Origin of the sequence: Vibrio satsumensis (genome assembly GCF_050337435.1) — a bacterium.
Taxonomy (GTDB): domain Bacteria; phylum Pseudomonadota; class Gammaproteobacteria; order Enterobacterales; family Vibrionaceae; genus Vibrio; species Vibrio satsumensis.
In genome coordinates this window covers 121076-146038 of record NZ_JAKJSX010000003.1, presented here as the reverse complement: position 1 = coordinate 146038, position 24963 = coordinate 121076, and the positions used below count along the sequence as shown (strand labels likewise).

The window sequence follows — 24963 nt, the reverse complement described above, 5'->3', positions numbered from 1 at the left end:
CGCACAGGTAACAAAAGTTATTTATTTCTCGCCACCGCACTATTCTATAGGCAATAAAAAACCCAGCCTGCTGGCTGGGTTTTATGAGCAATCTGATGCTTAATCAGTCTAATTAACCGATGTGCGTTACGCCGCCCATGTATGGCTGAAGCACTGCTGGGATAGCAATACGGCCATCAGCTTCTTGGTTGTTCTCAAGAATAGCAACCATAGTACGACCAACAGCAAGACCAGAACCGTTTAGTGTGTGTACAAGTTCAGGTTTCTTCTCGCCTTTACGACGGAAACGAGCTTGCATACGACGTGCTTGGAAATCCCACATGTTTGAACAAGAAGAGATTTCACGGTAAGTCTCTTGTGCTGGAACCCATACTTCTAAGTCGTAAGTTTTCGCAGAACCGAAGCCCATGTCACCTGTACATAGAATCACTTTACGGTAAGGAAGCTCTAGAAGTTGAAGTACTTTCTCAGCGTGACCAGTTAGCTCTTCAAGCGCTGCCATTGAGTCTTCTGGCTTAGTGATTTGTACTAATTCAACTTTGTCGAATTGGTGCATACGGATAAGACCACGAGTGTCACGACCGTAAGAACCCGCTTCAGAACGGAAACACGGCGTGTGAGCCGTCATCTTAAGTGGCAGTTCAGCTTCATCAGTAATTGTGTCACGAACCATGTTCGTTACCGGAACTTCCGCAGTAGGGATAAGCGATAGAGTCTTAAGAGGCACATCACTTACTTGCTCAGTTAGCGGGCTTGTGTGGAACAAGTCTTCGCCGAACTTAGGAAGTTGACCAGTACCGTAAAGGCTATCGTGGTTCACTAGGTACGGTACGTACATTTCTGTGTAGCCGTGCTCATCTGTGTGAAGGTCCAACATGAACTGAGCAATAGCACGGTGTAGACGCGCAAACTTGCCTTTCATCACGATGAAACGAGAACCAGAGATTTTAACTGCGCTAGCAAAATCAAGACCGCCAGACATTTCGCCAAGATCTACATGATCTTTCACTTCAAAGTCGTAAGCCTTAGGTTGACCCCAACGAGAAACTTCTACGTTGTCGTCTTCATCTTTACCATCTGGCACTTCTGCATCAGGTAGGTTAGGAATAGACATTGTGATCGTTTCTAGCTCAGATTGAAGATCAGCCAATGCTACTTTAGCTTGGTCTAGTTCTGCGCCTAAGTTGCCTACTTCTGCAAGGATACGCTCAGCTTCTTCATGGTCGCCTTTTGCTTTCGCTTGACCAATGGACTTCGATCGAGAGTTACGTAACGCTTGTAGCTCTTCAGTTTTCATCTGAAGGGACTTACGTTTTTCTTCAAGTTCACGAATTGTCTCTACATCAAGGGTGAAGCCTCGACGTGCTAATTTTGCCGCTGTTTCATCCAGCTCAGCTCGAAGTAATTTAGAATCCAGCATTGCTAATCCTATGCTTTAGTTATTTGAATATTCAGTAGTTTGCTACTGAATCACTGCTAAACCTCTAAAACTGGTGCTATTTCGACCAACTTTTAACGATTTAATTGAATTTTTATGACTAGGTAACGATATCCAAAAAAGACTACTTTTCATAGCGTTTTTGTGGGCTTTTTGCGTCCAAATCCGCCAGATAATCTAGCTTCTCGCCAATTTTGGTCTCTAAGCCTCGTTTTGTTGGGAAATAGTATTGCTTCTCTCCCATTTCAGGAGGCAGATACTTTTCGCCAGCCGCGTAGGCTCCAGGTTCGTCATGAGCATAACGGTATTCTTGCCCGTAGCCCATGTCCTTCATCAAAGTTGTGGGTGCATTCCGCAAATGATAAGGGACTTCATACTCAGGCAGATTGTGCGCGTCTGTTAACGCTTGCTTCCAAGCTGTATAAACGGCGTTACTCTTTGGTGCACACGCGAGATAAACAACCGCCTGTGCAATCGCACGCTCCCCTTCAGCAGGGCCAATACGTGTAAAACAATCCCAAGCCGACATCGCGACTTGCATTGCGCGAGGGTCAGCATTGCCAATATCTTCAGAAGCAATCGCCAGCAAGCGTCTAACGATATACAGAGGATCGCAACCTGCCGCAATCATGCGTGCCGACCAATATAAAGCGGCATCAGGGTTTGAACCACGAATTGACTTATGAACTGCAGATATTAGGTCGTACCAAATGTCGCCTTTATTATCAAAACGAGCGACCTTCTCACCGGCCACTTCAGCCAGCAACTGCAAGGTTATCGCTTTCTCGCCTTTATCGTTGTCTTCTGCCATGTCATACAGCAGTTCAAGATAGTTAAGCGACATACGCGCGTCGCCGTTAACCAGTTCTGCAAGGCGATCTAAAACATTATCAGCAAAATCAGCAGGCACATCACCTAACCCGCGTTGCTTATCTTCAATCGCTTGGCGGATAACGAGGGAAATATCCTCGGTATTGAGAGAAGTCAGTTTGTAGACACGCGCACGTGACAACAAAGCATTGTTCAATTCAAAAGAAGGGTTTTCTGTCGTCGCACCAATAAAGGTCACGGTACCATCTTCGATATGAGGCAGAAAAGCATCCTGCTGACTTTTGTTAAAGCGATGGACTTCGTCCACAAACAGGATGGTTCTGCGCCCTGCTTGCTTGTTCTCGCGCGCTTTTTCAATCGCAATACGAATGTCTTTTACGCCCGAAGTTACCGCCGATACGCGTTCAACTTCTGCATTCGCATAGTTTGCTGCTACTTCGGCTAACGTCGTTTTACCGGTGCCCGGAGGCCCCCACAAAATCATCGAGTGGATATGGCCCGCTTCCAATGCTCTGCGAAGTGGTTTACCTGGGCCTAATATATGCTGCTGACCGATGTACTGCTCGACAGTTTCCGGTCTCATACGAGCAGCAAGGGGACGAAAATCTTCGTCCCCCGCAAAATCTAAGCTGTAATTACTCAATTGCAATCTCTTGATTCGTTGATGGCATTAATGCCTATCGACGTACTACCAAACGATCTGCTTGTTTAGATCAGTTTCTTTGGTCGTCGACCTCGACACCTTCCGGCGCCACAAAAGTAAAACGGTCTGCTGCAGGTTTACCCAAGTCAACATTGCTAAAGGTAAACTCACCTTTTTGACCGTCTTGTTCAATCACATTAAAGCCCTGAACAATGCCGCTCTCGGTGATATTAATCTGGAAGTCACCCTGATTAGAGTCCGCTGCCGTTGGTGTTAGTGTAAATTGGTTACCCGTTTGCGCTACGTTGTAGTTATCCCAATCGCTTTCTTGGTTACGAGTCAGCAGTACGAAAGGCGTTTGCGACGTCGCTTGTTCTTGCCAGTAAATGCTCACTTGCTCAATGAACGGGCTGTAGTACCACAAGCTTTGGCCATCAGATACCAATAGGTTTTCATCAGGGAACGTGGTTTCCCAGCGGAATAAGCTAGGGCGCGCAATCTCTACAGTGCCCTCGCCTTCCATTACTACATCACCATCAGGGCTGGTCACAACTTGTTTAAAGTCAGCACTAAAACCTGCGTTCAATGCCAAACGGCTACTCAACTCTTCTTTCGGAGAAGCAAATACTGAGAAGCTCATAAATAAAAGTGCAAATACTTTTTTCATCAATAATCCTGTTAAAACATAAGTCGGTCATATTCTCGATTTGACCGACTTAATGGACATAAGTTCATAGGGCGTGTTGACCTAATCTTTTGGTGGCGCTGGTGCTAATACTTCTCGGTTACCGTTATGGCCCGGAGCACTCACAATACCTTGAGCTTCAAGTTGCTCGACAATACGTGCAGCACGGTTGTAGCCAATCTTAAATCGACGTTGCACGCCTGAAACTGAACCACGACGTGAATGAACAACGTGCTCTACCACTTGATCAAACAGAGGATCAACCTCTTCATCACCTTCCATCTTCTCACCCGGAAGTAAGGTTTCAGGAGTTTGTTCACCGTTGGTGATTTCATCAATATAATTTGGCTTACCACGCGCTTTCCAGTTATTCACGACTGCGTGTACATCGTCATCAGACGCAAAGGCACCATGAACACGAGTTGTATGACTAGAACCCGGCGGCAAGTAAAGCATATCACCCATGCCCAATAGTGATTCGGCACCACCTTGGTCAAGGATAGTTCGTGAATCCGTTTTGGTTGATACCGTAAAGGCCACACGAGTTGGAATGTTCGCTTTGATAAGGCCGGTAATAACATCCACCGAAGGACGCTGCGTCGCTAGGATCAAGTGAACACCCGCCGCACGAGCTTTTTGTGCCAAACGTGCAATCAGTTCTTCAACCTTCTTACCGACCACCATGATTAGGTCGGCAAATTCATCAACGATAACCACAATGTAAGGCAGCTTCTCAAGCAATGGCGCTTCAGGGTCCATGCTGTCGCCCGGCTTCCACAGTGGATCGTGAATTGGATGACCCGCTTCCGCAGCCATCTTAAGCTTATCGTTGTAACCTTTAATATTACGAACGCCTAACGCTGACATCAGCTTATAACGGCGTTCCATCTCGCCTACACACCAACGAAGGGCGTTCGACGCATCTTTCATGTCGGTTACCACTTCAGACAATAGATGAGGGATGCCTTCATAAACCGATAGCTCAAGCATTTTCGGGTCGATCATGATGAATCGAACATCTTCCGGTGATGCTTTGTAAAGCATACTCAGAATCATTACGTTCACACCTACCGACTTACCAGAACCGGTTGTACCAGCAACCAGAACGTGAGGCATTTTCGATAGATCAGCAATGACCGCTTCACCTGCGATGTCTTGTCCTAGAACCACTGTCGTCGGCGATTTCGCTTCTTGGAACTGGGGGCTAGCAACCACATCTGAGAAGAATACCGTTTGACGACTCATGTTCGGCAGCTCTAAGCCAACATAAGGTTTACCCGGAATCACCTCTACAACACGTACAGCCAATGCAGAGAGCGAACGAGCCAAGTCCATAGAAAGGCCCGAAATACGGCTCACTTTCACGCCTGGAGCCAGATCAAGTTCGAATCGAGTGATTACTGGACCTGGGAAAATATCAACCACATCAGCTTTGATCTTATAGTCCGCTAGCTTAGATTCAACAAGGCGAGCAATCGCCTCTAATGCATCACGGTCAATAAAGGTTTCACGCTTTTCAGGGTGGAATAACAATTCAAGCGTTGGTAATGGCTCAGCAGGTTTCGGTAAATTAACATCTTGTTGAACCAAGAACGGGTTCTGCGCCGCTGCCATATTCGCTTGTGCTTCAGAAACAATGCTTTGGAATGCGGCGACATCTTGATCTTGATGCGAAGGTTCTTCTTCCGTTACCTCTTCCCAAGGAAGATCAACAGCTGGTTCTTGGCTTTGCTCTGTTGGTTGTTCAGGTTCTGAATGTTCTTCTTGGTAAGAGAAAGGTTCAAACTGCTCGTCGGTTAATGCTGCGTCAGCTAACTCAGCTTCAGTCTGTTCAGATTCAAGATCTGAAGCCTGTTCGTAGCTTTGATCTTCCGTTACATCAAACGGTGAAGGTTGTGCAGAGAAATCGTCTTCCACTGTTGCTTCTGGCTCGCCTATAGGTGAAGCGTATAAAGATTCAGGCTGAACATCTTCAGCACCGAATTCGCCATTTACTTGTGGTGAGCTATCTAACTCTGGTTCAGCACTTTCAAGTTCAGCATGAGTAGGGCTAACTTCTGATTGTTCGTTCTGCATGTATTGTTGGTACGCAACCTGAGACTCATGCGCGTCGACCTGATCTTGTTCCGCTAGATCATCTTCATACATGGCCGCATTTTCTAGCTGCTCTATCGTTGCATTCAACTGCTTCGAGCGCTCAATACCTTCTTCTAATGGCTCTTCTGGCGTTTGGTAAATAGGAGCAGTAGGGATCGGTTGCTCTGGCTCAATTGCAGCTTGAAGCTGAACCTGAGGTTGTTCATGAACAGCAACATCTTGCTTCGCAGCAGCTTCGACTGGCATGTGAATATTGTAATGACGCTTCGGCGATGCAGCATTGTCTAGCGCACTTGCCGCCACACCTGAAGAATCATTAGTCGCGGAAAAGCTCATCGCAGGATCTAGCGGGTCATGCTCTGTTGATTCTTTGTTGTCTTCTAAAGCAGGAACATCACGGTAAGTCGGCTCTTGATGACGCTCTTCGATTAAATCGCGGTCTGCTGATTCTCTTAACTGAGGCTCTAGTAGCTCTTGATCTTGGCCACGAGCCTTATTAACAGCAGATGTGAAGAATTTGATGGCACATTCACCCAGCCATTCCACAATGCTTAACCAAGAAATACCGGTTAATAGAGTAAAGCCAGCACCCCATAAGAAAAGAAGGACTAGCGTACTACCAAGAACATTCAACGTCGGAAGTGCAAGGCTGGTTAAGACGTCGCCCACTACGCCACCTGATGAAAAGTACCAGATGTCGTCAAAGTTGATATCCGCTAGACCACAACTAGTAAGGATTAAGATAGTCAGGCCGAGTAAGCGAGTGCCCCACAGCATGAAGTCGATCTGCTCGTCTTCATTACGTTTGCGGAATAATACCCACGCAGCAACCGTCACTAAGATAGGCAAAGGGTAAGCCAAAGAACCAAATACGAAGAAAAGCGTATCCGCCAACCAAGCACCTAGGTAGCCACCCGCATTTTGAATGTCACCACCCCACGCCGTTTGCGACCATGATGGGTCTGCAGGACTAAAAGTTAATAACGCAACGGCAAGTAGAATAGAGAAGAGAACACCGAGAATCAGACTGCACTCTTTGAGACGTTGAGAACCACTCAAACGAGGAGACTGGGGCTCTTCACTCGTTTTAATGATTGTTTCTACTTTATTACTGCTCTGCTTGAACATAAACCAACTTAATAATTAAACGGGATAAAAACATCTCGAGCGGCCGAAGCCGCTCGTTTCAATGAAACTACTGTTGATTTAACCATATCAAACAGAAAAACCCAATTCCAGAAAGCAAGAAAGCGGAACAAATGTCCGCTTTCTTTCATTTCACCAATTGTGACTAACGAGTTTTAATCACAAGTTGATTGGTTTGTTTCACTTCTTCCATTACTACGTAAGTTCGAGTGTCGTTTACGCCCGGTAGACGAAGTAACGTATCACCCAGTAGCTTACGGTAAGCACCCATATCAGATACACGTGTTTTTAGAAGATAGTCAAAATCACCCGACACTAAATGACACTCTTGGATGTCATCCAGTTTCTGCACAGCGGTGTTGAATTGTTCGAACACATCTGGCGCACCACGGTTCAACGTAATTTCAACAAACACTAAAAGTGAAGCATCAAGGTACTGTGGGTTCAGCAACGCTGTGTACCCAGTAATGTAACCTTGACGTTCTAAACGACGAACACGTTCAAGACATGGAGTCGGAGAAAGTCCTACTCGTTTTGAGAGTTCAACGTTTGAGATACGACCGTCTTTTTGCAACTCATTAAGAATGTTGCGGTCAATACGATCTAGTTCCTTGGACGGCTTCTTATAATTGTCTGCCATTTTTTATTCCACCTTATTACTTCCTTGCAAAAAAATATACTACAACTTTTTAATATTCAGTATCAAATTTTATCTGAACCTATCTATACTAGATATTAATTCGACAGAATTACCCTACACATAGATAAAACAACCAAAATAAAATGAGGAGTCAGGATGATCATTGGCGTACCTAAGGAAATCAAGAACCACGAATACCGCGTTGGTATGACCCCAGCTAGCGTGAGAGAACTAATCTCACACGACCACCAAGTTTTTGTAGAAACCAATGCCGGTACTGGTATCGGTTTTTCAGACGATGATTACATCGCCGTAGGCGCATCCATTCTTCCTACTGCTGCTGACGTTTTCGCGAAAGCAGAGATGATTGTAAAGGTTAAAGAACCTCAAGCTGTCGAGCGAGCTATGCTTCGCGAAGGGCAAATATTATTTACCTATTTACACCTTGCACCAGATTTTCCACAAACTGAAGAGCTTATCAAGAGCAAAGCTGTCTGCGTAGCCTATGAGACTGTAACAGATAATATGGGTCGCTTGCCACTATTAGCACCAATGTCTGAAGTAGCTGGTCGTATGTCTATTCAAGCAGGTGCACAAACATTAGAGAAATCTAACGGTGGTTGTGGTCTTCTTCTTGGTGGCGTTCCAGGTGTTGAACCAGCAAAAGTTGTTGTTGTTGGCGGTGGTGTTGTAGGTGCTAACGCAGCACGTATGGCTGTTGGCCTTCGCGCTGATGTTACAATTCTTGACCGTAACGTAGATACTCTTCGTCGTCTTGATGAAGAATTCCAAGGTCGCGCAAAAGTGGTTTATTCTACTGAAGACGCTATCGAGAAGCATGTTCTAGAAGCAGACCTAGTGATTGGTGCAGTACTAATCCCTGGTGCAGCAGCGCCTAAACTGGTTACAAAAGAGCACATCGCTAAGATGAAGCCAGGTTCAGCTGTTGTTGACGTTGCAATCGACCAAGGCGGTTGTTTCGAGACATCTCACGCAACCACTCATGCAGACCCAACTTACATTGTTGATGACGTAGTTCACTACTGTGTTGCAAACATGCCAGGTGCTGTAGCGCGTACTTCAACTTACGCACTAAACAATGCAACACTTCCTTACATTGTTAAGTTAGCGAACAAAGGCTACCGCGAAGCACTTCTGTCTGATGAAGGCTTCCTAGAAGGTCTAAACGTCATTCACGGTAAAGTAACTTGTAAAGAAGTTGCAGAGAGCTTTGACCTTGAATACGTAGATCCAGCTGAAGCAATCGCAATGTTTAACTAATGATGTAGTGGTTAACTGAACGTAATAATTTTCTCGTTGAAGCGTTCAGTTGATTAATACACATTAAACAAAAAGCCAGTACGACATTATGTCGCGCTGGCTTTTTTGCGTTTATGACTTTATTTGTATCTATAGCTTTATTTTGCATTAATGGATTTAGGTCGAAAAAACACGTAATAGTACGGTTTACCACTAGTGCTCGATTTTAATCCCATGAATCAATAGGTTTCTTGGCGTAATACTGCGTTCGCAGAACTCTTCAATCGAGGCTTCATAACCTTGCTCTTGTAGATAGATAGCGCGATCTAAAGCTAGCCATACCTCTAAAGGTCTTCTAAAGACTTGTTGAACCAAACTCAGCTTTTCCATTTCCCAGAAAAGCACTTCGCCTTGAACCAAATAAGAGTCAAAATCGATATCTGAACCAAGCGACATCTCTTTCACATCAGATGCCCAGCGGCAGAATGATTCAAAACCCTCAGCTAACTCTGATTTTTTGATGCTCGGTACAGGAATGTATTCTTCAATATGAAGTTCAGCCTTAAGTAACTGGCTGAAGCCTAGACGATAGCTCATCTCTAGTTGGCGATGTCTCTTTACTCTTTCACCACCAGTTACGGTTTCTTGAAGCGGGATTCTTAAGTCGCTCTTACTTAACGTTAATGCTGATCTTTTCGCGACAGAAGACATCGCTTGGTAGTTTTCGCTTCGAATAAGATGATAACAACAAGGGGAAATCGTGACCGCGGGTAGCCCATGTGACACTGACTTTTTAACCAGCTCAACATGAAGATCGCCACAAGCATGAAGGGCTACGGCATGCTGGTTTGAGTTAAATACGTCATCGGCATCGTCAGAAAACGCATCACCTTGAACAAAGTTCATCTCTAATTTCTGGTCATCCGCAATCTTTTGTCCGCTTTCGCATAACGATTGCTGCCATTCAAAGCTAGTGACTTTTTGATCAGATTGTTGAGATAGAATTCGACCAAGAAAGCCTTTACCAGAACACCACTCGAGCCACTCTTTGCCATGGTGATGATCTAATACAGCCTCGCCCATCGCGATAACTTGATATAGCTTTCGGCCAGGAATACCCTCAGCAGTACCACGAGGGAGGTCTAAACCAACCAAAGCTGTGTTATCGAACTGGATATTCTGAGTGGCACTATCTAATTCAGGGAGGAATCGAGTCAGTTCCTCAACCAAAAGCTTGGGCTGCTCTTTTAAAGTTTGAATGCTTTCATTATTTAAGCTTTCTAACCAATCAACGAGTGGACGATTGACCTCTTTCCACGGCTGCTGTTGAGTTTGGCATAGGTGAAAAGGCTCTGAACGCCAGTAAATCTGGTGCTCTAGCAAAAATGAATCGAGTATTTTAAATCGTGAATGCATGCTTCCCCCTATGATGCGTGGATTGTAGGGGGAAGAGGTCAAAATGGAAAGGGGCGATAACGAGAACTAAAACGAAAGCTAAAGCCCAAAAGAAAAACGGCCTGCAAATACAGGCCGAATAAAAATCTAGATTTACACGATGAGATTAACGAACAGGTAGCTCAATATCTTTAAACATCTCTTCGATCTCTTCATTCGATTTCAAAGAAATAGCTTGCTCAACCACTGGGCGAGTTAGGTGCGGCGCAAAACGCTCCATAAAGTCAAACATGTAAGAACGCAGGAAGGTACCTTTTCTAAAGCCAATGCTGGTTGTGCTTGCACCAAATAGATGGCTCGCATCAATCGCAACCAAGTCAGTATCTTGCTCGTGGTCAATCGCCATACTTGCGATGACACCAACACCAATGCCCATACGAACGTAGGTTTTGATGACGTCTGCATCGGTTGCGGTAAACACAACGCGCGGTGTTAGACCAACTTTGTTGAACGCCGTATCAAGCTCAGAACGTCCAGTGAAACCAAATACGTAGGTCACTAGGGAATAAGCCGCAAGATCTTCAATCGTGATATTGCGCTTCTGTGCCAGAGGGTGATCTTTGGTCACGACGATCGAACGGTTCCAGTGATAACAAGGCAGCATAATTGCGTCTTGGTATAGGTGCAGCGCTTCCGTTGCAATCGCAAAATTCGCTGTCCCCTTAGCGACTGCTTCTGACATTTGGCTTGGTGTGCCTTGGTGCATGTGAAGCGATACTTTTGGATAGCGCGCCGTGAAACCTTTAATCACATCAGGCAGTGCATAACGAGCTTGAGTATGAGTGGTTGAGATATTCAACGTGCCCATCTCGGGATGAGTGTGCTCGCCGGCTACGGCTTTAATACTTTCAACACGAGCCAAAATCTCTTGAGAGATACGAATGATATCCTCACCCGCTTGGGTAACCTGTGTTAAATGCTTACCACTACGCTCGAAAATCTGAATACCTAGCTCATCTTCAAGTAATCTAACTTGCTTACTAATGCCAGGCTGAGATGTATACAAACTCTCTGCTGTCGCTGAAACATTTAGGTTATGGTTTACAACCTCAACAATGTACTTCAGTTGCTGTAACTTCATATCTAACCTCGTAATCCTTTACTCATTTCTGTGCTAACTTATTTGCAAAGAGAGCGTGATAGTCTCGTGTAATATAATTATTAGTTATAACGCTTCGAGCACAGAAATGACAGAAAAATTGAATTTTTATAGCTCAACAAACAAAAACATCACTAACGCTTTGCAACCAAGTCCTCATTCTCATACATTAGTTGGTAAATTTTGATTGCCGATTTCGCTCAACAAGAGATAATCAGAAATTGCAATTTACGAGTGCCGATACACAATGGAATCGTGTATCCTCTCTAGTTAGCTATAGAAAACAATAAGCAGACACAACTATATGAATATTGGTTTAATAATCGCCTTAGTAGCCGTTCTTTTGGTGTTGGTTTTAGGCTACAACATCATGCTTCAATACAAAGTTAAGGTAGAAACAGCGAAGAAACAGGAAGCATCTCGTTATCTAACCATTATTGACGGAACAGAAGAGCTGATTGGCAATGCTCACCATATGCCGTTTAGCCAAGATCTTCTTATATGCTTAAACAATCGAATTCTTGATGCATTAGAAAACATGTATCAACTCGATCCAAAAAATAAGCAGCTTGCCCAACGCATTGAAAGCGTAAAACAACAGATCACGCAACTTAAAGAGAACTACCAAGGTGGTGAAAGCACTACTTTCCGCGTGCCAAGCAGTGACAAGCAAGCAATCATGATGCTTAAGCTAGTTAAGCGCCTACGTGACACGGTACGTAACGAGCACAATAAAGGCCGCTTCGAGACTCAAGCTTATGTGGTTGAAAACGCTCGTCTAGAGACGATTCAAATTCGCATCAACATCGAAAATGTTATCAAGCGTGCAAACGACTCGATTTCTCGCGGACAACCAGGAACGGCAATTCAGTTACTGCGTAAAGGTATTGACGCACTAGCCACCAAGAACGATTCATATTCAACTCAAGCAAAAGAAAAGCTTCAGCAGATGCTTAACGAGCTTGATCAGAAGCGCCAAGATAAAAACGCGCAAGATTTACAACAGATCGAATCTAAAGAGCGTGATGACGACATGGATGCCCTCTTTGGTCAGAAGAAGAAATGGTAACAGTCTAACTCAACACTTAAAGGCCGCCTTATTTACACAAATAGGCGGCCTTTTTTGTGCCTGTCGAATTTCCTTTCTCTGTATAGGGAGATCTCTTGAGCTGTGATAAAATCTCGTATTATCAACAAACTTGCCCTGACCATGTATCAAGAATTATTAGCTCCAATCCACTCTTTTCTTAAAGCTGAAACGCCAGATTCATGGATCGATGAAGCCAAAAAGCCTGAAAATCTGCACATCATTCTACGCGACCACATGCTTTGTGAACTTAAGGCGGCACAGAGTGCTTTGTTCCTTATCCGCAAGTACGCCGTTGATAAAGAAAGTGCAAAGCAACTGAATGAATGGATTTTGCCATACGAGCAATTTGCTTACCGTCGTATCGGAGACTTAGAGTCTCTGCGTGGTAAAAGCAACGTATCCAAGCAAATCACAGCGAAAGAAGGCTGTAATTACGGTGCTGACCTGATCGATAAGATGGTACTACTGATCAAAGAAGAGCTGCATCACTTCTACCAAGTCATGGAGTTGATGGAGAAGAAAGGCGTGACTTACCAACCGATCGAGGCGGGTCGTTATGCTAAAGGCTTGATCAAACAAGTTAAGACTTACGAACCTGATGCTTTAGTTGATAAGCTTATCATCGGCGCGTTTATTGAAGCACGCTCTTGTGAACGTTTTGCAAAACTGGCCCCTTTCTTAGAAGAAGACATGGAGAAGTTTTACGTATCCCTACTTCGTTCAGAAGCTCGTCACTACCAAGATTACCTTGAGTTAGCAGAGCAAATCGCAGGTAAAGATATCTCGGAACGTATCGCCCACTTCGCTCAAGTAGAAGCGGATCTGATCACCTCAGACGACAGCGACTTTAAATTCCACAGTGGCGCACCAGTATAATCCGCTAAGAAAGCACGCTCCAATCCAAACAAAGAAGGCCAGCTATTTGCTGGCCTTCTTATTTGTTTCGCGCTAGCTATAAGAGAAAGTTAAGCTAGCGTGCCGTTGATCTCAGCAAGCACAGCTGCAGGGTCTACAGCTTGAGTAATTGGACGACCGATAACCAAGTAGTCAGAACCTGATTCAATCGCTTTAGAAGGCGTCATGATGCGCTTCTGATCACCAACATCAGCGCCAACAGGGCGGATACCTGGAGTCACTAGTTTAAACTCCTGACCAAGCGCACCTTTCAATAAAGAAGCTTCTTGTGCTGAACACACCACACCGTCGAGACCAGAGTTTTTTGTAAGAGAAGCTAAACGCATCACTTGTTGCTGTGGTTCTAGATCCAACCCGATACCCGCTAGATCCGATTGCTCCATGCTCGTCAGTACTGTTACGCCAATCAGCAATGGACGATCTTTACCGTAAGGCTCCAAAATTTCGCGAGAAGCCGTCATCATGCGCTCACCGCCACTTGCGTGTACATTTACCATCCATACGCCTAGTTCAGCGGCTGCACGAACGGCTTTTGAACATGTGTTCGGGATATCGTGGAACTTTAGGTCCAAGAATACTGAAAAACCACGCTTGTGTAATTCACGAACAAACTCAGGACCAAACAGGGTGAACATCTCTTTACCCACTTTAAGGCGGCAAGATGCTGGGTCAATACGATCAACAAAGGCTAACGCATCCGCTTGGTTGTCATAATCCAAGGCTACAATGATTTTTTGGTCGTTCATTTCATCTCCTAACGCAGTTAACTTTCTTAAAAAATATCTATCTACCCTTGCAGGCGATATATAACAGTCATAAAAATGCAGCCCGAAAGCTGCAATTAATAATTTGGTCTTTTAATGACCACAAATCTATTCACCATCCAACCCACGAATAGGCTTGATCGTTCCCCACCCCTTACATGAAGGGCAGTGCCAATACATTGAGTGTGTTGAGAATCCACACTGACGACAACGATAATGAGGCTTAACCTTAAGCTGTTCACCAACCATAGATTGAAGCGTAGTTAAACTTTCTTTTGCTCGACCTTCTTCGGCTTCTGCTAGGTGATAATCGATTAATCGATAAAAACCTTTCATAGTTGGGTTTTTGACAAGCTGCTTGGTCAGTAACTCTTGAGCAGAACCAATGTCTTCATGATGCGCGACCAACTGAGCAAGCATCAATTCAGCGGATACACCGGCTTTATTCTGGATACACGCTTTAAGGAACTCGACCAGTAGTGCTTCTTGCCCAAGTTTGTGGTAACACTCAGCAAGGGTTGGCAACACCTCACTAATAAAATCGATATCTTGTTCGAGTACCGACTCCAGACAATCAATTGTCTTTTGGTAATCTTCATTCGCTAAGTGGAACTTACCTAAAGCAATACTGGCACGGACACATTTAGGGTCTTCAGAAAGCGCCTTCTTGAAGTGCTGAAGTGCTTTTGAGCGATTGCCATCAGCTTGTTCCTGCATCGCAAGTTCACACCAAAAATGCGCTACTGTCGCACGCATCTTCATTTTCTTCTTACCAAGCTTAACGAGGATATTTCCGTAATGGATAGCCTTATTCCACTCTCGAGTTTGCTGATAAATAGCAACTAACTGCTGCAAAGCACCCTCTTTGTGGTCGGGTTCTTCTACAAGCTGTTCAAAGATTTTTTCGGCGCGATCAAGAAAACCAGAGACCATGTAGTCTTTAGCTAATTGTTGCAGTGCGAGATTTTTCTGGTCGAGAGTAAGCCCCGAACGGGAGATAAGATTTTGGTGAATACGAATAGCGCGGTCGACTTCGCCTCTTGAGCGGAACAAGTTGCCCAAAGCCAAGTGAGTATCAATGGTTTCATTGTCTACTTGAAGTAGTTCAATGAAGTGATCAACCGCTTTGTCAGATTGGTCTGACAGTAATAGGTTCAAACCCGTCACGTATTGACGGGAGATCTGGTGTGATTGCTTTTGTTTTTCTTGCTGAGCATTACGATTACCCATATACCAACCATAAGCGGCTGCGATGGGCAAAAGTAAGAACAGTAACTCTAACATCAAATATAGCCTTTAAGCTTTAGTATCAGCAGCGACCTGCTTTGATTGCTTATTGAGTTGCTTCTTCAAGCGATGAATTTTTAGCTGAGACCGCATGTGCATATTGCCAAAGACTAACCAAGCAAGGCCGAAGCCTGAAACGAACACAACGCCTAGTAAACTTGATAGATGGAAGTCACCTTGCGCTAGCAGATAGTTGAAATTCACAGTTGTTTGGTTTTGAGAGCCTAAAGCCAGTGCAATTAGGAAAAGTGCGATAACGGCGACTATTTTTATAATTTTCATAGTTCATCACTCATTGGTTAGTTAGCTGTACGATTATGCAGGAAAATTACTAATCAGACCACCATATTATGGTCATAAAAAAGCGGCATACATTATAGTATGCCGCTTTTCTTAATTCCGATAAGTAGGCTACAGTCCTGAGTTTACTCGTTCACGTAGCTCTTTACCTGGTTTAAAGTGAGGAACGTATTTGCCTTCCAACTCAACCTTGTCACCAGTTTTAGGATTACGTCCAACACGAGGCTCACGGTAATGCAGAGAAAAGCTGCCAAAGCCGCGAATTTCGATTCGATCACCACTTTCTAGTGTTGAAGCCATGTGCTCTAAAATGTCTTTTACAGCGTCTTCAATTTCTTTTGCAGAAAGATGCGTTTGCTCAGCGCATAGTCTTTCAATCAATTCAGACTTAGTCATAGTTACCCTCGTTGGTTTTCTTTTTAGAAATTATAGACCTATCGGAAAAATAAGCAAAAAAAAAGGAGCCTTACGGCTCCTTTCTTGGCTAGATAGCTATAATTCTCTTAATGAGAAGCTATTATTCGCCTTTAGCAGCTTTGAATGCGTCTGCCATTGCGTTACCGAACGCGCCTTCTTCAGACTTGTTCAGTGAAGCCATTGCTTCTTGCTCATCAGCTTCATCTTTAGCTTTGATAGATAGGTTGATTACGCGGTTCTTACGGTCTACACCAGTGAACTTCGCTTCAACGCTGTCGCCAACGCTTAGGATTAGAGATGCATCTTCGATACGGTCGCGAGAAACTTCAGAAGCGCGGATGTAACCTTCAACGCCTTCGATTAGCTCGATAGTAGCGCCTTTCGCGTCAACTGCAGTAACAGTACCGTTTACAAGAACACCTTTCTTGTTGTCAGCAACGTATGCGTTGAACGGGTCGTTTTCCATTTGCTTAACGCCAAGAGAAATACGCTCACGCTCTGCATCTACTGCTAGAACAACAGCAGAGATTTCGTCGCCTTTCTTGTATTCACGTACAGCTTCTTCGCCTGCAGCGTTCCAAGAAATGTCAGATAGGTGTACTAGACCGTCGATACCGCCTTCTAGACCGATGAAGATACCAAAGTCAGTGATAGACTTGATCTTACCAGTAACTTTGTCGCCCTTAGCTTGCATTTCTGCAAATGACTGCCATGGGTTAGCTTTACACTGTTTCAGACCTAGAGAGATACGACGACGCTCTTCGTCGATATCAAGAACCATAACCTCAACTTCGTCGCCAACATTAACAACTTTAGAAGGGTGGATGTTCTTGTTAGTCCAATCCATTTCAGAAACGTGTACTAGACCTTCAACGCCTTCTTCGATTTCAACGAAGCAGCCGTAGTCAGTTAGGTTTGTAACACGACCAGAAAGCTTGTGACCTTCTGGGTAACGCTTAGCGATTGCTACCCATGGATCTTCGCCTAGTTGCTTAAGACCTAGTGAAACACGAGTGCGCTCACGATCGAACTTAAGAACTTTAACTAGGATTTCGTCACCAACGTTAACGATCTCTGATGGGTGCTTAACGCGCTTCCAAGCCATATCTGTGATATGTAGAAGACCGTCAACACCGCCAAGGTCAACGAATGCACCGTAGTCAGTAAGGTTCTTAACGATACCTTTAACTTCAGTACCTTCTTGTAGAGTTTCAAGAAGTTCGTCACGCTCAACACTGTTTTCAGATTCGATAACAGCACGACGAGAAACAACAACGTTGTTACGCTTCTGGTCTAGCTTGATTACTTTGAACTCTAGCTCTTTGTTTTCTAGGTGAGCAGTGTCACGGATAGGACGTACGTCTACTAGAGAACCTGGAAGGAAAGCACGGATACCGTTAAGTTCAACAGTGAAACCGCCTTTAACTTTACCGTTGATGATACCAACAACAGTTTCAGCTTCTTCGCAAGCTTTCTCAAGTACGATCCAAGCTTCGTGACGCTTAGCTTTCTCACGAGAAAGTTGAGTCTCACCGAAACCATCTTCAACAGCGTCTAGAGCTACGTCTACTTCAGCACCAACTTCAACTTCAAGTTCGCCAGCAGCGTTCTTGAATTGTTCAGCAGGGATAGCAGATTCAGACTTAAGACCAGCGTCTACAAGAACGAAACCGTTCTCGATAGCTACTACAGTACCTTTAACGATGCTGCCTTGTTGGAATTCAGTTTCAGATAGAAACTCTTCAAAGAGTTGAGCAAAAGATTCAGTCATTATTTAATCTTCAATAATTAAACGTCCATGGGTATCCTACCGCATGGGGTTGATAAATTCGCCGGTCATCATCCTTGCGACCAACGTTCGTACTAGCTCGGCGAAATTACCCAGCCAGTTTCGATTCAATATAGTGTAGTGCTTTTTCTACTACCTGCTCAATATTCATTGAGGTGGAGTCAAGCACTAGAGCATCCTCTGCAGGGCGAAGTGGCGCCACTGGGCGATTACGATCTCGATCGTCTCGCTCTTGGATCTCGCTCAAAAGGTCGTCAAATTTAACATCTAACCCCTTCTGTTGCAACTGTTTAAGGCGGCGACTCGCACGCTCTTCAGCACTTGCATCTAAAAATATTTTCGCTTCAGCTTCAGGAAACACAACCGTTCCCATGTCACGGCCATCTGCAACCAAACCAGGCGCGGCGCTGAATGCACGTTGACGACGAAGCAGTGCTTCACGAACGCGAGGTAAAGCAGCAACTTTTGAAGCCGCCATGCCCGTCTCTTCTTTACGAAGTTCACCAGACACATCTTCACCTTCTAGTATAACCTTAACTAAGTCGCCTTCAGCAATAAACTGCACGTCTAAGTGTGTAGCAAGCGGTACTAAAGCATCTTCTGATTCAGTATCCACACCATGGTGAATTGCCGCTAAAGCCAATACGCGATAGATCGCGCCTGAGTCTAGAAGATGAAAGCCTAGCTTATCTGCTAGCAACATACACAGGGTACCTTTACCTGCACCACTTGGTCCATCAACCGTAATCACTGGGCTTTGAGAAGGCATCTTTTACTCCACGTTTTGTCGTAAGTTTTATTCTGTACTAGCGATTCGCCACTACTTTATAGGCGGCATATTATAGAGAAAAATTGAAAGTCGAGCGAGGTAAATCTCAGATAATTCCGTGTTGATGATGCATAAACCAATGCAACCGACTCAATATCCGTTTGCTTAGGTCAATCAGACACGCATCCGCTTTTCGATAGCGTACTTTTCGATAGATAGAAAAAAGCCTCGCAACAAGCAAGGCTCATGATTTTGCATTTTTGTAGAGCAAAGAAGTAGTCGCTCAAAGAAGCTTAGCCAATAATAGCTCGAACCGCTTCAAGGTCTTCAGGCGTATCAACACCAGCAGCTGGTGCTTCAGCCGCAACATCTACATGGATTTTTTCACCGTACCAAAGCACTCGTAATTGCTCTAGGCACTCAATACGCTCAAGAGTACTTGGTTCCCAGTTGATGTAGGTATTGATGAAACCCGCTCGATAAGCATAGATACCAATATGACGCAGCAAAGGAGATTCCGCTGCAGTACCGTTGTTCGCGTAAGCATCGCGATCCCAAGGGATGGTTGCTCGGCTGAAATACAAGGCATAACCGTCTTTATCGGTTACAACTTTAACGGCGTTAGGGTTAAACACTTCATCAGCATGAGTGATTTCCACACCTAACGTTGCCATCGGAGCAGTACTGTTCGCAAGATTGTTCGCAACCTGATTAATGATCGCAGGTGGGATAAGTGGCTCATCACCCTGAACATTCACGATTATATGATCATCAGGAATATTCATAACTTCAATCACTTCAGCTAGGCGCTCAGTGCCTGACTCATGATTCGGTGATGTCATACAAACGGTCGCACCAAATGCTTTAGCCGCTTTTTCAACTCGAGCGTCGTCGGTAGCGATAATAACGTTATCGGCACCCGCCTTCATTGACTGTTCGTATACCCATTGAATCATCGGCTTGCCACCAATGTCAGCAAGTGGCTTTCCTGGTAAACGGCTCGATTGATATCTTGCAGGTATAACAACCGTATAAGACATTACTTACCCTCATCCATAGAAACGGTGCGAGCTTCAGGTTCTAAAAGAACAGGAATACCCTCTTTAATTGGGTAAGCAAGGCGATCAATTTTACAAACAAGCTCTTGCTTATCCTTGTCAAAAGTTAGTTTACCTTTACATACAGGGCAAGCAACGATCTCAAGTAGACGGTGATCCATAGTATTCCATAACCTCTTTTATTCTTTTTAAAATTTGCTGTTGCGAACCTTCATCAAACTGCGCAGAAACTGGAAGATACCACCAGTTGTCTTGAGCATATTCCTCGCATTTTACAGCGTCTTTTTCTGTCATAATCAGATTCATGCCTTTCTTAGCTAAGGCATGAAGTTCATCTTTATCAAAATCTTGGTGGTCGGCGAAGCCCTGTGTGAAAACCACATCACCATCAAGATCGTTTAATGTTTTAAAAAAGCGTGGCGGATGACCTATTCCAGCAAAAGCCACAAGCTTCTGCAGTTCTGCTACCGATATTTTCTGACCAGTTTTTAGATTCACAGCTTGGCTTGGTTGCAAAGACATTGAAAACTCTCGCCCTTGCTCCTTTCCGCCATTATTAATCAAGAAATCTACATCATCCAAACGTGATACTGGCTCTCGTAATGGACCGAGTGGAATCAAACACTCATTACCAAAACGTCTTGCACCATCGATAACTGAAAATTCAATGTCACGTTCAAGCGCATAATGCTGGAGACCATCATCAGTGATGATGACATTAACACCTTCACTCAACAAAGCCTTTACTGCATTCGCCCGTACAGGGTCAACCGCAACAGGACAACCAGTTCGCTTTCGAATCAAACGAGGTTCATCACCCGAATATTCGGCTGGTGTATTTTCATCTAGTACGAGTGGATAGCTTGGCGCTTTAGCTCCATAACCTCGCGACACCACACCTGGTTTAAAGCCGTTAGCTTGCAACATCTCAACCAACCAAATCACAACTGGTGTTTTACCATTACCGCCAGCGGTAATATTACCAACAACAATTACTGGCAGTGGTGGACGGTAGGTTTCTTTCTTCCCCGATAGATAAGCGTCACGACGTTGACCGCTGATCATTTTGAACAGCAGACTCAGTGGCCACAATAGCGGCCAGAGAAGATATTTCAAAGGGTGATTGTTAAACCAAATCTTTTCGATCACAACAAGACCTAATCTTATCCACTGAATTGAATTCGGTGTAACTGCGCATAAGCGCCATCATGTGCGATTAGTTCTGCGTGCGCGCCTCTTTCTACAATTTGGCCATCATCAACCACTAAGATCTCATCGGCTTGCTCGATAGTAGATAAACGGTGAGCAATCACCAATACAGTCTTATCTTTTTGTAGTTCTTCCAATGCAGACTGAATCGCTCTCTCTGATTCAGTATCCAATGCAGACGTCGCCTCATCAAGAATCAGCACAGGTGCATCTCTTAATAGAGCGCGTGCAATCGCAATACGCTGTCTTTGACCACCAGAAAGGCTTGCGCCATTTTCACCAACAACGGTATCGATGCCATTTTCCATGCCTTCGATAAACTCACTCGCATGAGCAAGCTTGGCTGCGTGTTCAATCTGTTCGCGAGTATATTGCTCTTCTGCGGCATACGCGATGTTGTTCGCGACCGTATCGTTAAACAGGTGAACATTTTGAGAAACAAGAGCAAAGTGCTCACGTAGGTTTCTCAATTCGTAATCACGAATGTCGTGTCCATCCAATTCGATAGAGCCCGAGTCGACATCATAGAAACGAGTAAACAGGTTAGCGATGGTACTCTTGCCCGAACCTGAACGGCCGACAAGTGCGACTGTCTTACCTTTCGGGATATTGAAACTCACCTTATCAAGTGCTGGTTTCTCTGCACCATCATAAGTAAACGTCACATCTTTTACTGCAACTTCACCGGTTACGGTTTCAGGTTTCAACGTGCCTTTGTTTTGTTCTGTATCTAGATCCATCAAACCAAATAGCGTGGTACTTGCTGCCATACCGCGTTGGAATTCAGACGTTACGTTAGTTAGCGCTTTTAGTGGACGCAACAAACCAAACATTGCAGAGAACACAACAGTGAATGTACCCGGCGTTAGTTCTGCTTTGATAGAGTCGACACTCGCCAAGAAAAGAACCACCACAATCGCAACCGAAGCGATCATTTGAATGATCGGGTTAGCAGCGGCTTGAGCGGTGATTAACTTCATGCTTTGTTGGCGCATCTGGTTACTTACTTTGTCAAAGCGGTGTTTTTCTAGATCCTGACCACCGTAAGTAAGAACCACCTTGTGGCCTTTTAACATTTGTTCCGCAGAAGAAGCAACGTGGCCCATGCTAGTTTGCATGTTTTTAGAAATCTTTCTAAATCGCTTCGATACAATGCTGATCGCCCACGCAACAAGAGGAGCAACCGCAAATAGAACCAAAGACAACTGCCAGCTGTTCCAGAACATCAATGTTAGCAAGCCAATAATGCTTGCACCTTCACGCACAATGCTGACTAGCGCTTTACTCGTCGCGGCAGACACTTGCTCAGAATCGTAAGTAATTCGAGATAGCAGCGCACCTGTCTGTTCTTTATCGAAGAAAGAAACAGGCATGTGCATGAAATGACTGAAAATTTTGCGACGAATTTCCATAACCACATTGCCAGAAACCCAGCTCAAGCAATAGGTTGAGACGAAACCACTGACACCACGAATGAACATCATGGCAAAGATAATGATTGGAAGCGTGCGTAAAAAGTCAGATTCAGCATTACCAAAGCCTTCATCAAGTAACGGCTTTAGTAAGGAAATCATATAAGTATCAGAGACGGCATTTATAATAAGCGCAATAACCGCAACACCAAGGCCGGCCTTATATAGTCGAATATAAGTCCAAAGTCTTTTAAATGTGACCCAGGTAGTTTCATCTGTTTGTGTTGACATAGAATCGCTTAATTTTCTCACAATAATCTATCTATTCTACTCCCTTACGAAGCATCTGCCTATACCACTGCCTGCCTTGTTGTTCTCTAATCGTATGATATTGCCAACCTTCTTCACTAAGAGTGATGGTTATTTGTCCACTTTCTCCAGTATCAAGCCAGGTACTCCCTGCTTCCTGATAACGTCCCACAACAGATCTGCTCGGCATTCCCCACTGATTGCCTTTGGCCAAAGAAGCTATCGCTAGCAGAGGTGACACGGCCTCAATAAACGGTTTAATCGACGACGAGTCACTACCATGATGCGGAACAAGCATTACATCACTCCTGAGCTGCTCACCTTCACGAGCTAGTAACCACTCACTTACCAGTTCAATATCACCAGTGAGTAACATCGAAAACTCTAAACTGGGTGCCGAGAGCCTGACCACACACGAATGTGGGTTATACGCCCTCTTCACTTGTTTGGGAGGCCACAACACCTCAAAAACAAGATCTTGCCAGGTCCATACTTCTCCTAAAATACATGCTTGAATATTAGACGACTCTTGAATCGTAGATTGTCCTTGTTGACTGATATTCTGACTAGCTCTAACCCACTTAGGGTTGTAATTTTCAAGTAACGCCGGATAGCCACCAGCGTGGTCAGAATCGAAATGACTCACAATCACCCCCTCCAACTCATTAATTCCCCTCTGATTCAAAGTAGGAATCAACAAGGATTCGACAACCGAACCTTCTGGCCATGCATTACCAAGATCGTAAACAATGACTTGATTGTTCTTTTCCAATACCAAAGACAACCCATGTCCGACATCTAATATATCTATGGTTAATTTTCCTTGCTGGGGCTTGCCGAATTCCCACCACAGCACAAACACTGCAATGACCAATATCGATACTGTTGTCTTGAGATATCGACTAACAAAACTCAAAAACAAAATAAGGAATACAGATAGCGCAATCACATGATTATCGACTTGAATCCAAAATGGCTCAGAGAAAGGAAGGCTAAATACGAGAGGCTCAAGCGACAAGTCGACCAACTTCCACAGCTGACTAACCAAACCATTGTCTAGCGCTGTTATACCAACCAAGCCAGACACTGACTCCGATATTAAGCTGAGAAACATTGCCAAAAACAACAGCGGGATCGTCACCATCGATATCCAAGGCAAAAGGAGTAAATTGTAGAAAACAGAGACTAAGCTAACTCCGCTAAAGAACAGCATCGAAAACGGTGTGATCAGGAATGTCAGTATTAGCTGAATCTTGAAGAGCTGTAGTGCTCGGTCGATAAATGTTGAGTTTGAATAGGATGGCTGACTATTCAACGCAATATAAAGAACGGCGCCCAACGCGCCAAATGACAACCAAAAGCTGCTCGACAATGCTGAAAATGGCCAAATCAGCAGAACCACGCACAAGCTTAAACCAACATATCGGAGCAAACTGATATTTTGTCCACGCCATAAAAAGTAACTTGCGATGACACACATCACCAAAGCTCTTAATGTAGGTAGCGTGAATCCAGCAAACCAACTATAGAAATAGGCTAAACCGAGCCCGAATATTGTGGGTAACCAAAGAAATGAAGGTGACAGTAACCTGAATATCTTTCCGACCTGATAACCGATACCAAAGGCAATCCCAATATGGAGCCCCGAGATAGCCATCAAGTGGATCAAGCCACTACTTTTAAGCAAATCCCAACGCTGAGGATTAATTAGAGCTCGATAGCCAAAACTTAAAGCCATAATGAGGTCTTTGTTTTCTAGCTGGCTTAACCTTCCAAGGCTGGTTTCAAACCATTGAGATCGCAAGCTCGTGCTAGAGTGAATCCGATATTTGGTATCGGCTCTGTAAGTTGCATTGGCAACCACGCCGGAACTAAACAAGTACTTTTCTAGATCAAAGCCCGCTTCATTGAGTTTGCCCCATACCGGCTTTATGGACGCAGATAAGTAGACGTCATCTCCAAGCGTTAACTTAAAAGGAGTAAATAATCGTAATTTTATCAATTGAGGAAAGATTAATTTTTCGCCGCCAATTGATCTGGCTACTATTACACTTTCAAAACCGTGGCTATTTTCACTAAAAAGGCTAACAACCGAAGCATTTATGGTAGTATTCTGCCCGGATTGAAATAATCGACTTGTCTGTATTTCAATTGTATTCCCAAGGCAAATAACTAGTATCAATGCTGTTACTGGACCTCTTGCACTCCGGAAAACGCTATACTTTGTTGATGCCATAAGTAACAAAAGCATCAATGATGCCCAAACCCAATGTGGCATCACAGGCCAAAAGCTGGCAGACACAACTGTCGCAGCAAATGAAATCAAGAACCAAGTGTTAAACAAGAGAGT

21 protein-coding genes are annotated in these 24963 nt (G+C 44.4%); 3 read left to right on the top strand and 18 right to left on the bottom strand.

Annotated elements, in window-relative coordinates; translation table 11 throughout:
* Nucleotides 1–112: 112 nt before the first annotated feature.
* From serS to lrp, 5 genes are all read right to left on the bottom strand, one after another.
* Nucleotides 113–1420, bottom strand: coding sequence for a serine--tRNA ligase (gene serS / locus L4C44_RS00815; RefSeq protein WP_048658298.1), 1308 nt, complete (start codon nt 1418–1420; stop codon nt 113–115).
* A gap of 142 nt (nt 1421–1562) precedes the next feature.
* A complete protein-coding gene (locus L4C44_RS00810; protein ID WP_428804175.1) occupies nt 1563–2912 on the bottom strand; it encodes a replication-associated recombination protein A in 1350 nt (449 codons plus the stop codon).
* 70 nt (nt 2913–2982) lie between these two features.
* Nucleotides 2983–3579: an outer membrane lipoprotein periplasmic chaperone LolA gene (gene lolA, locus L4C44_RS00805; RefSeq protein WP_285952917.1), complete on the bottom strand. Its 597-nt coding sequence runs from the start codon at nt 3577–3579 to the stop codon at nt 2983–2985.
* Between the two features lie 81 nt (nt 3580–3660).
* The gene (locus L4C44_RS00800) at nt 3661–6822 is read right to left on the bottom strand and encodes a DNA translocase FtsK 4TM domain-containing protein (RefSeq protein ID WP_146491844.1); all 3162 of its coding nucleotides are present in this window, start codon (nt 6820–6822) and stop codon (nt 3661–3663) included.
* 163 nt (nt 6823–6985) lie between these two features.
* A complete protein-coding gene (gene lrp / locus L4C44_RS00795; protein WP_004734558.1) occupies nt 6986–7480 on the bottom strand; it encodes a leucine-responsive transcriptional regulator Lrp in 495 nt (164 codons plus the stop codon).
* Nucleotides 7481–7636: 156 nt separating this feature from the next.
* Between lrp and ald the strand changes: the two genes are divergently transcribed.
* A complete protein-coding gene (gene ald / locus L4C44_RS00790; protein WP_428804174.1) occupies nt 7637–8761 on the top strand; it encodes an alanine dehydrogenase in 1125 nt (374 codons plus the stop codon).
* A 192-nt stretch (nt 8762–8953) separates the two neighbouring features.
* Here the strand turns inward: ald and L4C44_RS00785 are convergent, their stop codons facing one another.
* Both L4C44_RS00785 and cysB read right to left on the bottom strand, forming a co-directional pair.
* Nucleotides 8954–10156, bottom strand: a complete 1203-nt coding sequence (locus tag L4C44_RS00785) for a methyltransferase (RefSeq protein WP_428804173.1) — start codon at nt 10154–10156, stop codon at nt 8954–8956.
* A gap of 145 nt (nt 10157–10301) precedes the next feature.
* Nucleotides 10302–11276 carry an HTH-type transcriptional regulator CysB gene (gene cysB, locus L4C44_RS00780; protein ID WP_017060244.1) on the bottom strand — a complete coding sequence of 325 codons (975 nt, stop codon included), beginning with the start codon at nt 11274–11276 and terminating at the stop codon, nt 10302–10304.
* A gap of 322 nt (nt 11277–11598) precedes the next feature.
* Here cysB and L4C44_RS00775 point away from each other — a divergent pair, with 322 nt between their 5' ends.
* Nucleotides 11599–12363: a DNA repair protein gene (locus L4C44_RS00775; protein ID WP_146491842.1), complete on the top strand. Its 765-nt coding sequence runs from the start codon at nt 11599–11601 to the stop codon at nt 12361–12363.
* Nucleotides 12364–12465: 102 nt separating this feature from the next.
* Nucleotides 12466–13260, top strand: a complete 795-nt coding sequence (miaE, locus tag L4C44_RS00770; RefSeq protein WP_285952914.1) for a tRNA isopentenyl-2-thiomethyl-A-37 hydroxylase MiaE — start codon at nt 12466–12468, stop codon at nt 13258–13260.
* An 89-nt stretch (nt 13261–13349) separates the two neighbouring features.
* On the opposite strand, the gene pyrF is transcribed toward miaE, so the two are convergent.
* The 11 genes from pyrF to L4C44_RS00715 all read right to left on the bottom strand — a co-directional run bounded on the left by pyrF (nt 13350) and on the right by L4C44_RS00715 (nt 24957).
* Nucleotides 13350–14045, bottom strand: a complete 696-nt coding sequence (gene pyrF / locus L4C44_RS00765) for an orotidine-5'-phosphate decarboxylase (protein WP_061031782.1) — start codon at nt 14043–14045, stop codon at nt 13350–13352.
* A gap of 126 nt (nt 14046–14171) precedes the next feature.
* On the bottom strand, nt 14172–15347 hold the full coding sequence (gene lapB, locus L4C44_RS00760) for a lipopolysaccharide assembly protein LapB (protein ID WP_060982844.1): 1176 nt from the start codon (nt 15345–15347) through the stop codon (nt 14172–14174).
* 12 nt (nt 15348–15359) lie between these two features.
* Complete coding sequence (locus L4C44_RS00755) at nt 15360–15632, bottom strand: LapA family protein (protein WP_010439925.1); 273 nt, start codon at nt 15630–15632, stop codon at nt 15360–15362.
* Between the two features lie 129 nt (nt 15633–15761).
* Entirely contained in the window at nt 15762–16046 is a 285-nt protein-coding gene (ihfB, locus tag L4C44_RS00750; protein WP_010439923.1) for an integration host factor subunit beta, read from the bottom strand.
* Nucleotides 16047–16167: 121 nt separating this feature from the next.
* A complete protein-coding gene (gene rpsA / locus L4C44_RS00745; protein WP_010439921.1) occupies nt 16168–17838 on the bottom strand; it encodes a 30S ribosomal protein S1 in 1671 nt (556 codons plus the stop codon).
* 106 nt (nt 17839–17944) lie between these two features.
* Nucleotides 17945–18625, bottom strand: a complete 681-nt coding sequence (gene cmk, locus L4C44_RS00740; RefSeq protein WP_017060237.1) for a (d)CMP kinase — start codon at nt 18623–18625, stop codon at nt 17945–17947.
* A 293-nt stretch (nt 18626–18918) separates the two neighbouring features.
* Nucleotides 18919–19665, bottom strand: a complete 747-nt coding sequence (gene kdsB, locus L4C44_RS00735; RefSeq protein ID WP_146491841.1) for a 3-deoxy-manno-octulosonate cytidylyltransferase — start codon at nt 19663–19665, stop codon at nt 18919–18921.
* Nucleotides 19665–19844, bottom strand: a complete 180-nt coding sequence (locus L4C44_RS00730) for a Trm112 family protein (RefSeq protein WP_004736429.1) — start codon at nt 19842–19844, stop codon at nt 19665–19667. Before L4C44_RS00730 ends, kdsB begins: the two co-directional genes overlap by 1 nt.
* A complete protein-coding gene (gene lpxK, locus L4C44_RS00725) occupies nt 19825–20832 on the bottom strand; it encodes a tetraacyldisaccharide 4'-kinase (protein ID WP_146491840.1) in 1008 nt (335 codons plus the stop codon). The genes L4C44_RS00730 and lpxK overlap by 20 nt, the downstream gene beginning before the upstream one ends.
* 14 nt (nt 20833–20846) lie before the next feature.
* Nucleotides 20847–22595 (bottom strand): lipid A ABC transporter ATP-binding protein/permease MsbA, encoded by a 1749-nt coding sequence (gene msbA, locus L4C44_RS00720; RefSeq protein ID WP_146491839.1) that lies wholly within the window; start codon nt 22593–22595, stop codon nt 20847–20849.
* A 31-nt stretch (nt 22596–22626) separates the two neighbouring features.
* Complete coding sequence (locus L4C44_RS00715; protein WP_428804172.1) at nt 22627–24957, bottom strand: DNA internalization-related competence protein ComEC/Rec2; 2331 nt, start codon at nt 24955–24957, stop codon at nt 22627–22629.
* Between the last annotated feature and the right edge of the window lie 6 nt (nt 24958–24963).

What these genes read in the sequence shown, in the direction of transcription:
- serS (WP_048658298.1), bottom strand. Translation starts at nt 1,420, where the DNA reads ATGCTGGATTCTAAATTACTTCGAGCTGAGCTGGATGAAACAGCGGCA.
- lolA (WP_285952917.1), bottom strand. Translation starts at nt 3,579, where the DNA reads ATGAAAAAAGTATTTGCACTTTTATTTATGAGCTTCTCAGTATTTGCT.
- L4C44_RS00800 (WP_146491844.1), bottom strand. Translation starts at nt 6,822, where the DNA reads ATGTTCAAGCAGAGCAGTAATAAAGTAGAAACAATCATTAAAACGAGT.
- lrp (WP_004734558.1), bottom strand. Translation starts at nt 7,480, where the DNA reads ATGGCAGACAATTATAAGAAGCCGTCCAAGGAACTAGATCGTATTGAC.
- ald (WP_428804174.1), top strand. Translation starts at nt 7,637, where the DNA reads ATGATCATTGGCGTACCTAAGGAAATCAAGAACCACGAATACCGCGTT.
- L4C44_RS00785 (WP_428804173.1), bottom strand. Translation starts at nt 10,156, where the DNA reads ATGCATTCACGATTTAAAATACTCGATTCATTTTTGCTAGAGCACCAG.
- cysB (WP_017060244.1), bottom strand. Translation starts at nt 11,276, where the DNA reads ATGAAGTTACAGCAACTGAAGTACATTGTTGAGGTTGTAAACCATAAC.
- L4C44_RS00775 (WP_146491842.1), top strand. Translation starts at nt 11,599, where the DNA reads ATGAATATTGGTTTAATAATCGCCTTAGTAGCCGTTCTTTTGGTGTTG.
- pyrF (WP_061031782.1), bottom strand. Translation starts at nt 14,045, where the DNA reads ATGAACGACCAAAAAATCATTGTAGCCTTGGATTATGACAACCAAGCG.
- lapB (WP_060982844.1), bottom strand. Translation starts at nt 15,347, where the DNA reads ATGTTAGAGTTACTGTTCTTACTTTTGCCCATCGCAGCCGCTTATGGT.
- L4C44_RS00755 (WP_010439925.1), bottom strand. Translation starts at nt 15,632, where the DNA reads ATGAAAATTATAAAAATAGTCGCCGTTATCGCACTTTTCCTAATTGCA.
- ihfB (WP_010439923.1), bottom strand. Translation starts at nt 16,046, where the DNA reads ATGACTAAGTCTGAATTGATTGAAAGACTATGCGCTGAGCAAACGCAT.
- rpsA (WP_010439921.1), bottom strand. Translation starts at nt 17,838, where the DNA reads ATGACTGAATCTTTTGCTCAACTCTTTGAAGAGTTTCTATCTGAAACT.
- cmk (WP_017060237.1), bottom strand. Translation starts at nt 18,625, where the DNA reads ATGCCTTCTCAAAGCCCAGTGATTACGGTTGATGGACCAAGTGGTGCA.
- kdsB (WP_146491841.1), bottom strand. Translation starts at nt 19,665, where the DNA reads ATGTCTTATACGGTTGTTATACCTGCAAGATATCAATCGAGCCGTTTA.
- L4C44_RS00730 (WP_004736429.1), bottom strand. Translation starts at nt 19,844, where the DNA reads ATGGATCACCGTCTACTTGAGATCGTTGCTTGCCCTGTATGTAAAGGT.
- msbA (WP_146491839.1), bottom strand. Translation starts at nt 22,595, where the DNA reads ATGTCAACACAAACAGATGAAACTACCTGGGTCACATTTAAAAGACTT.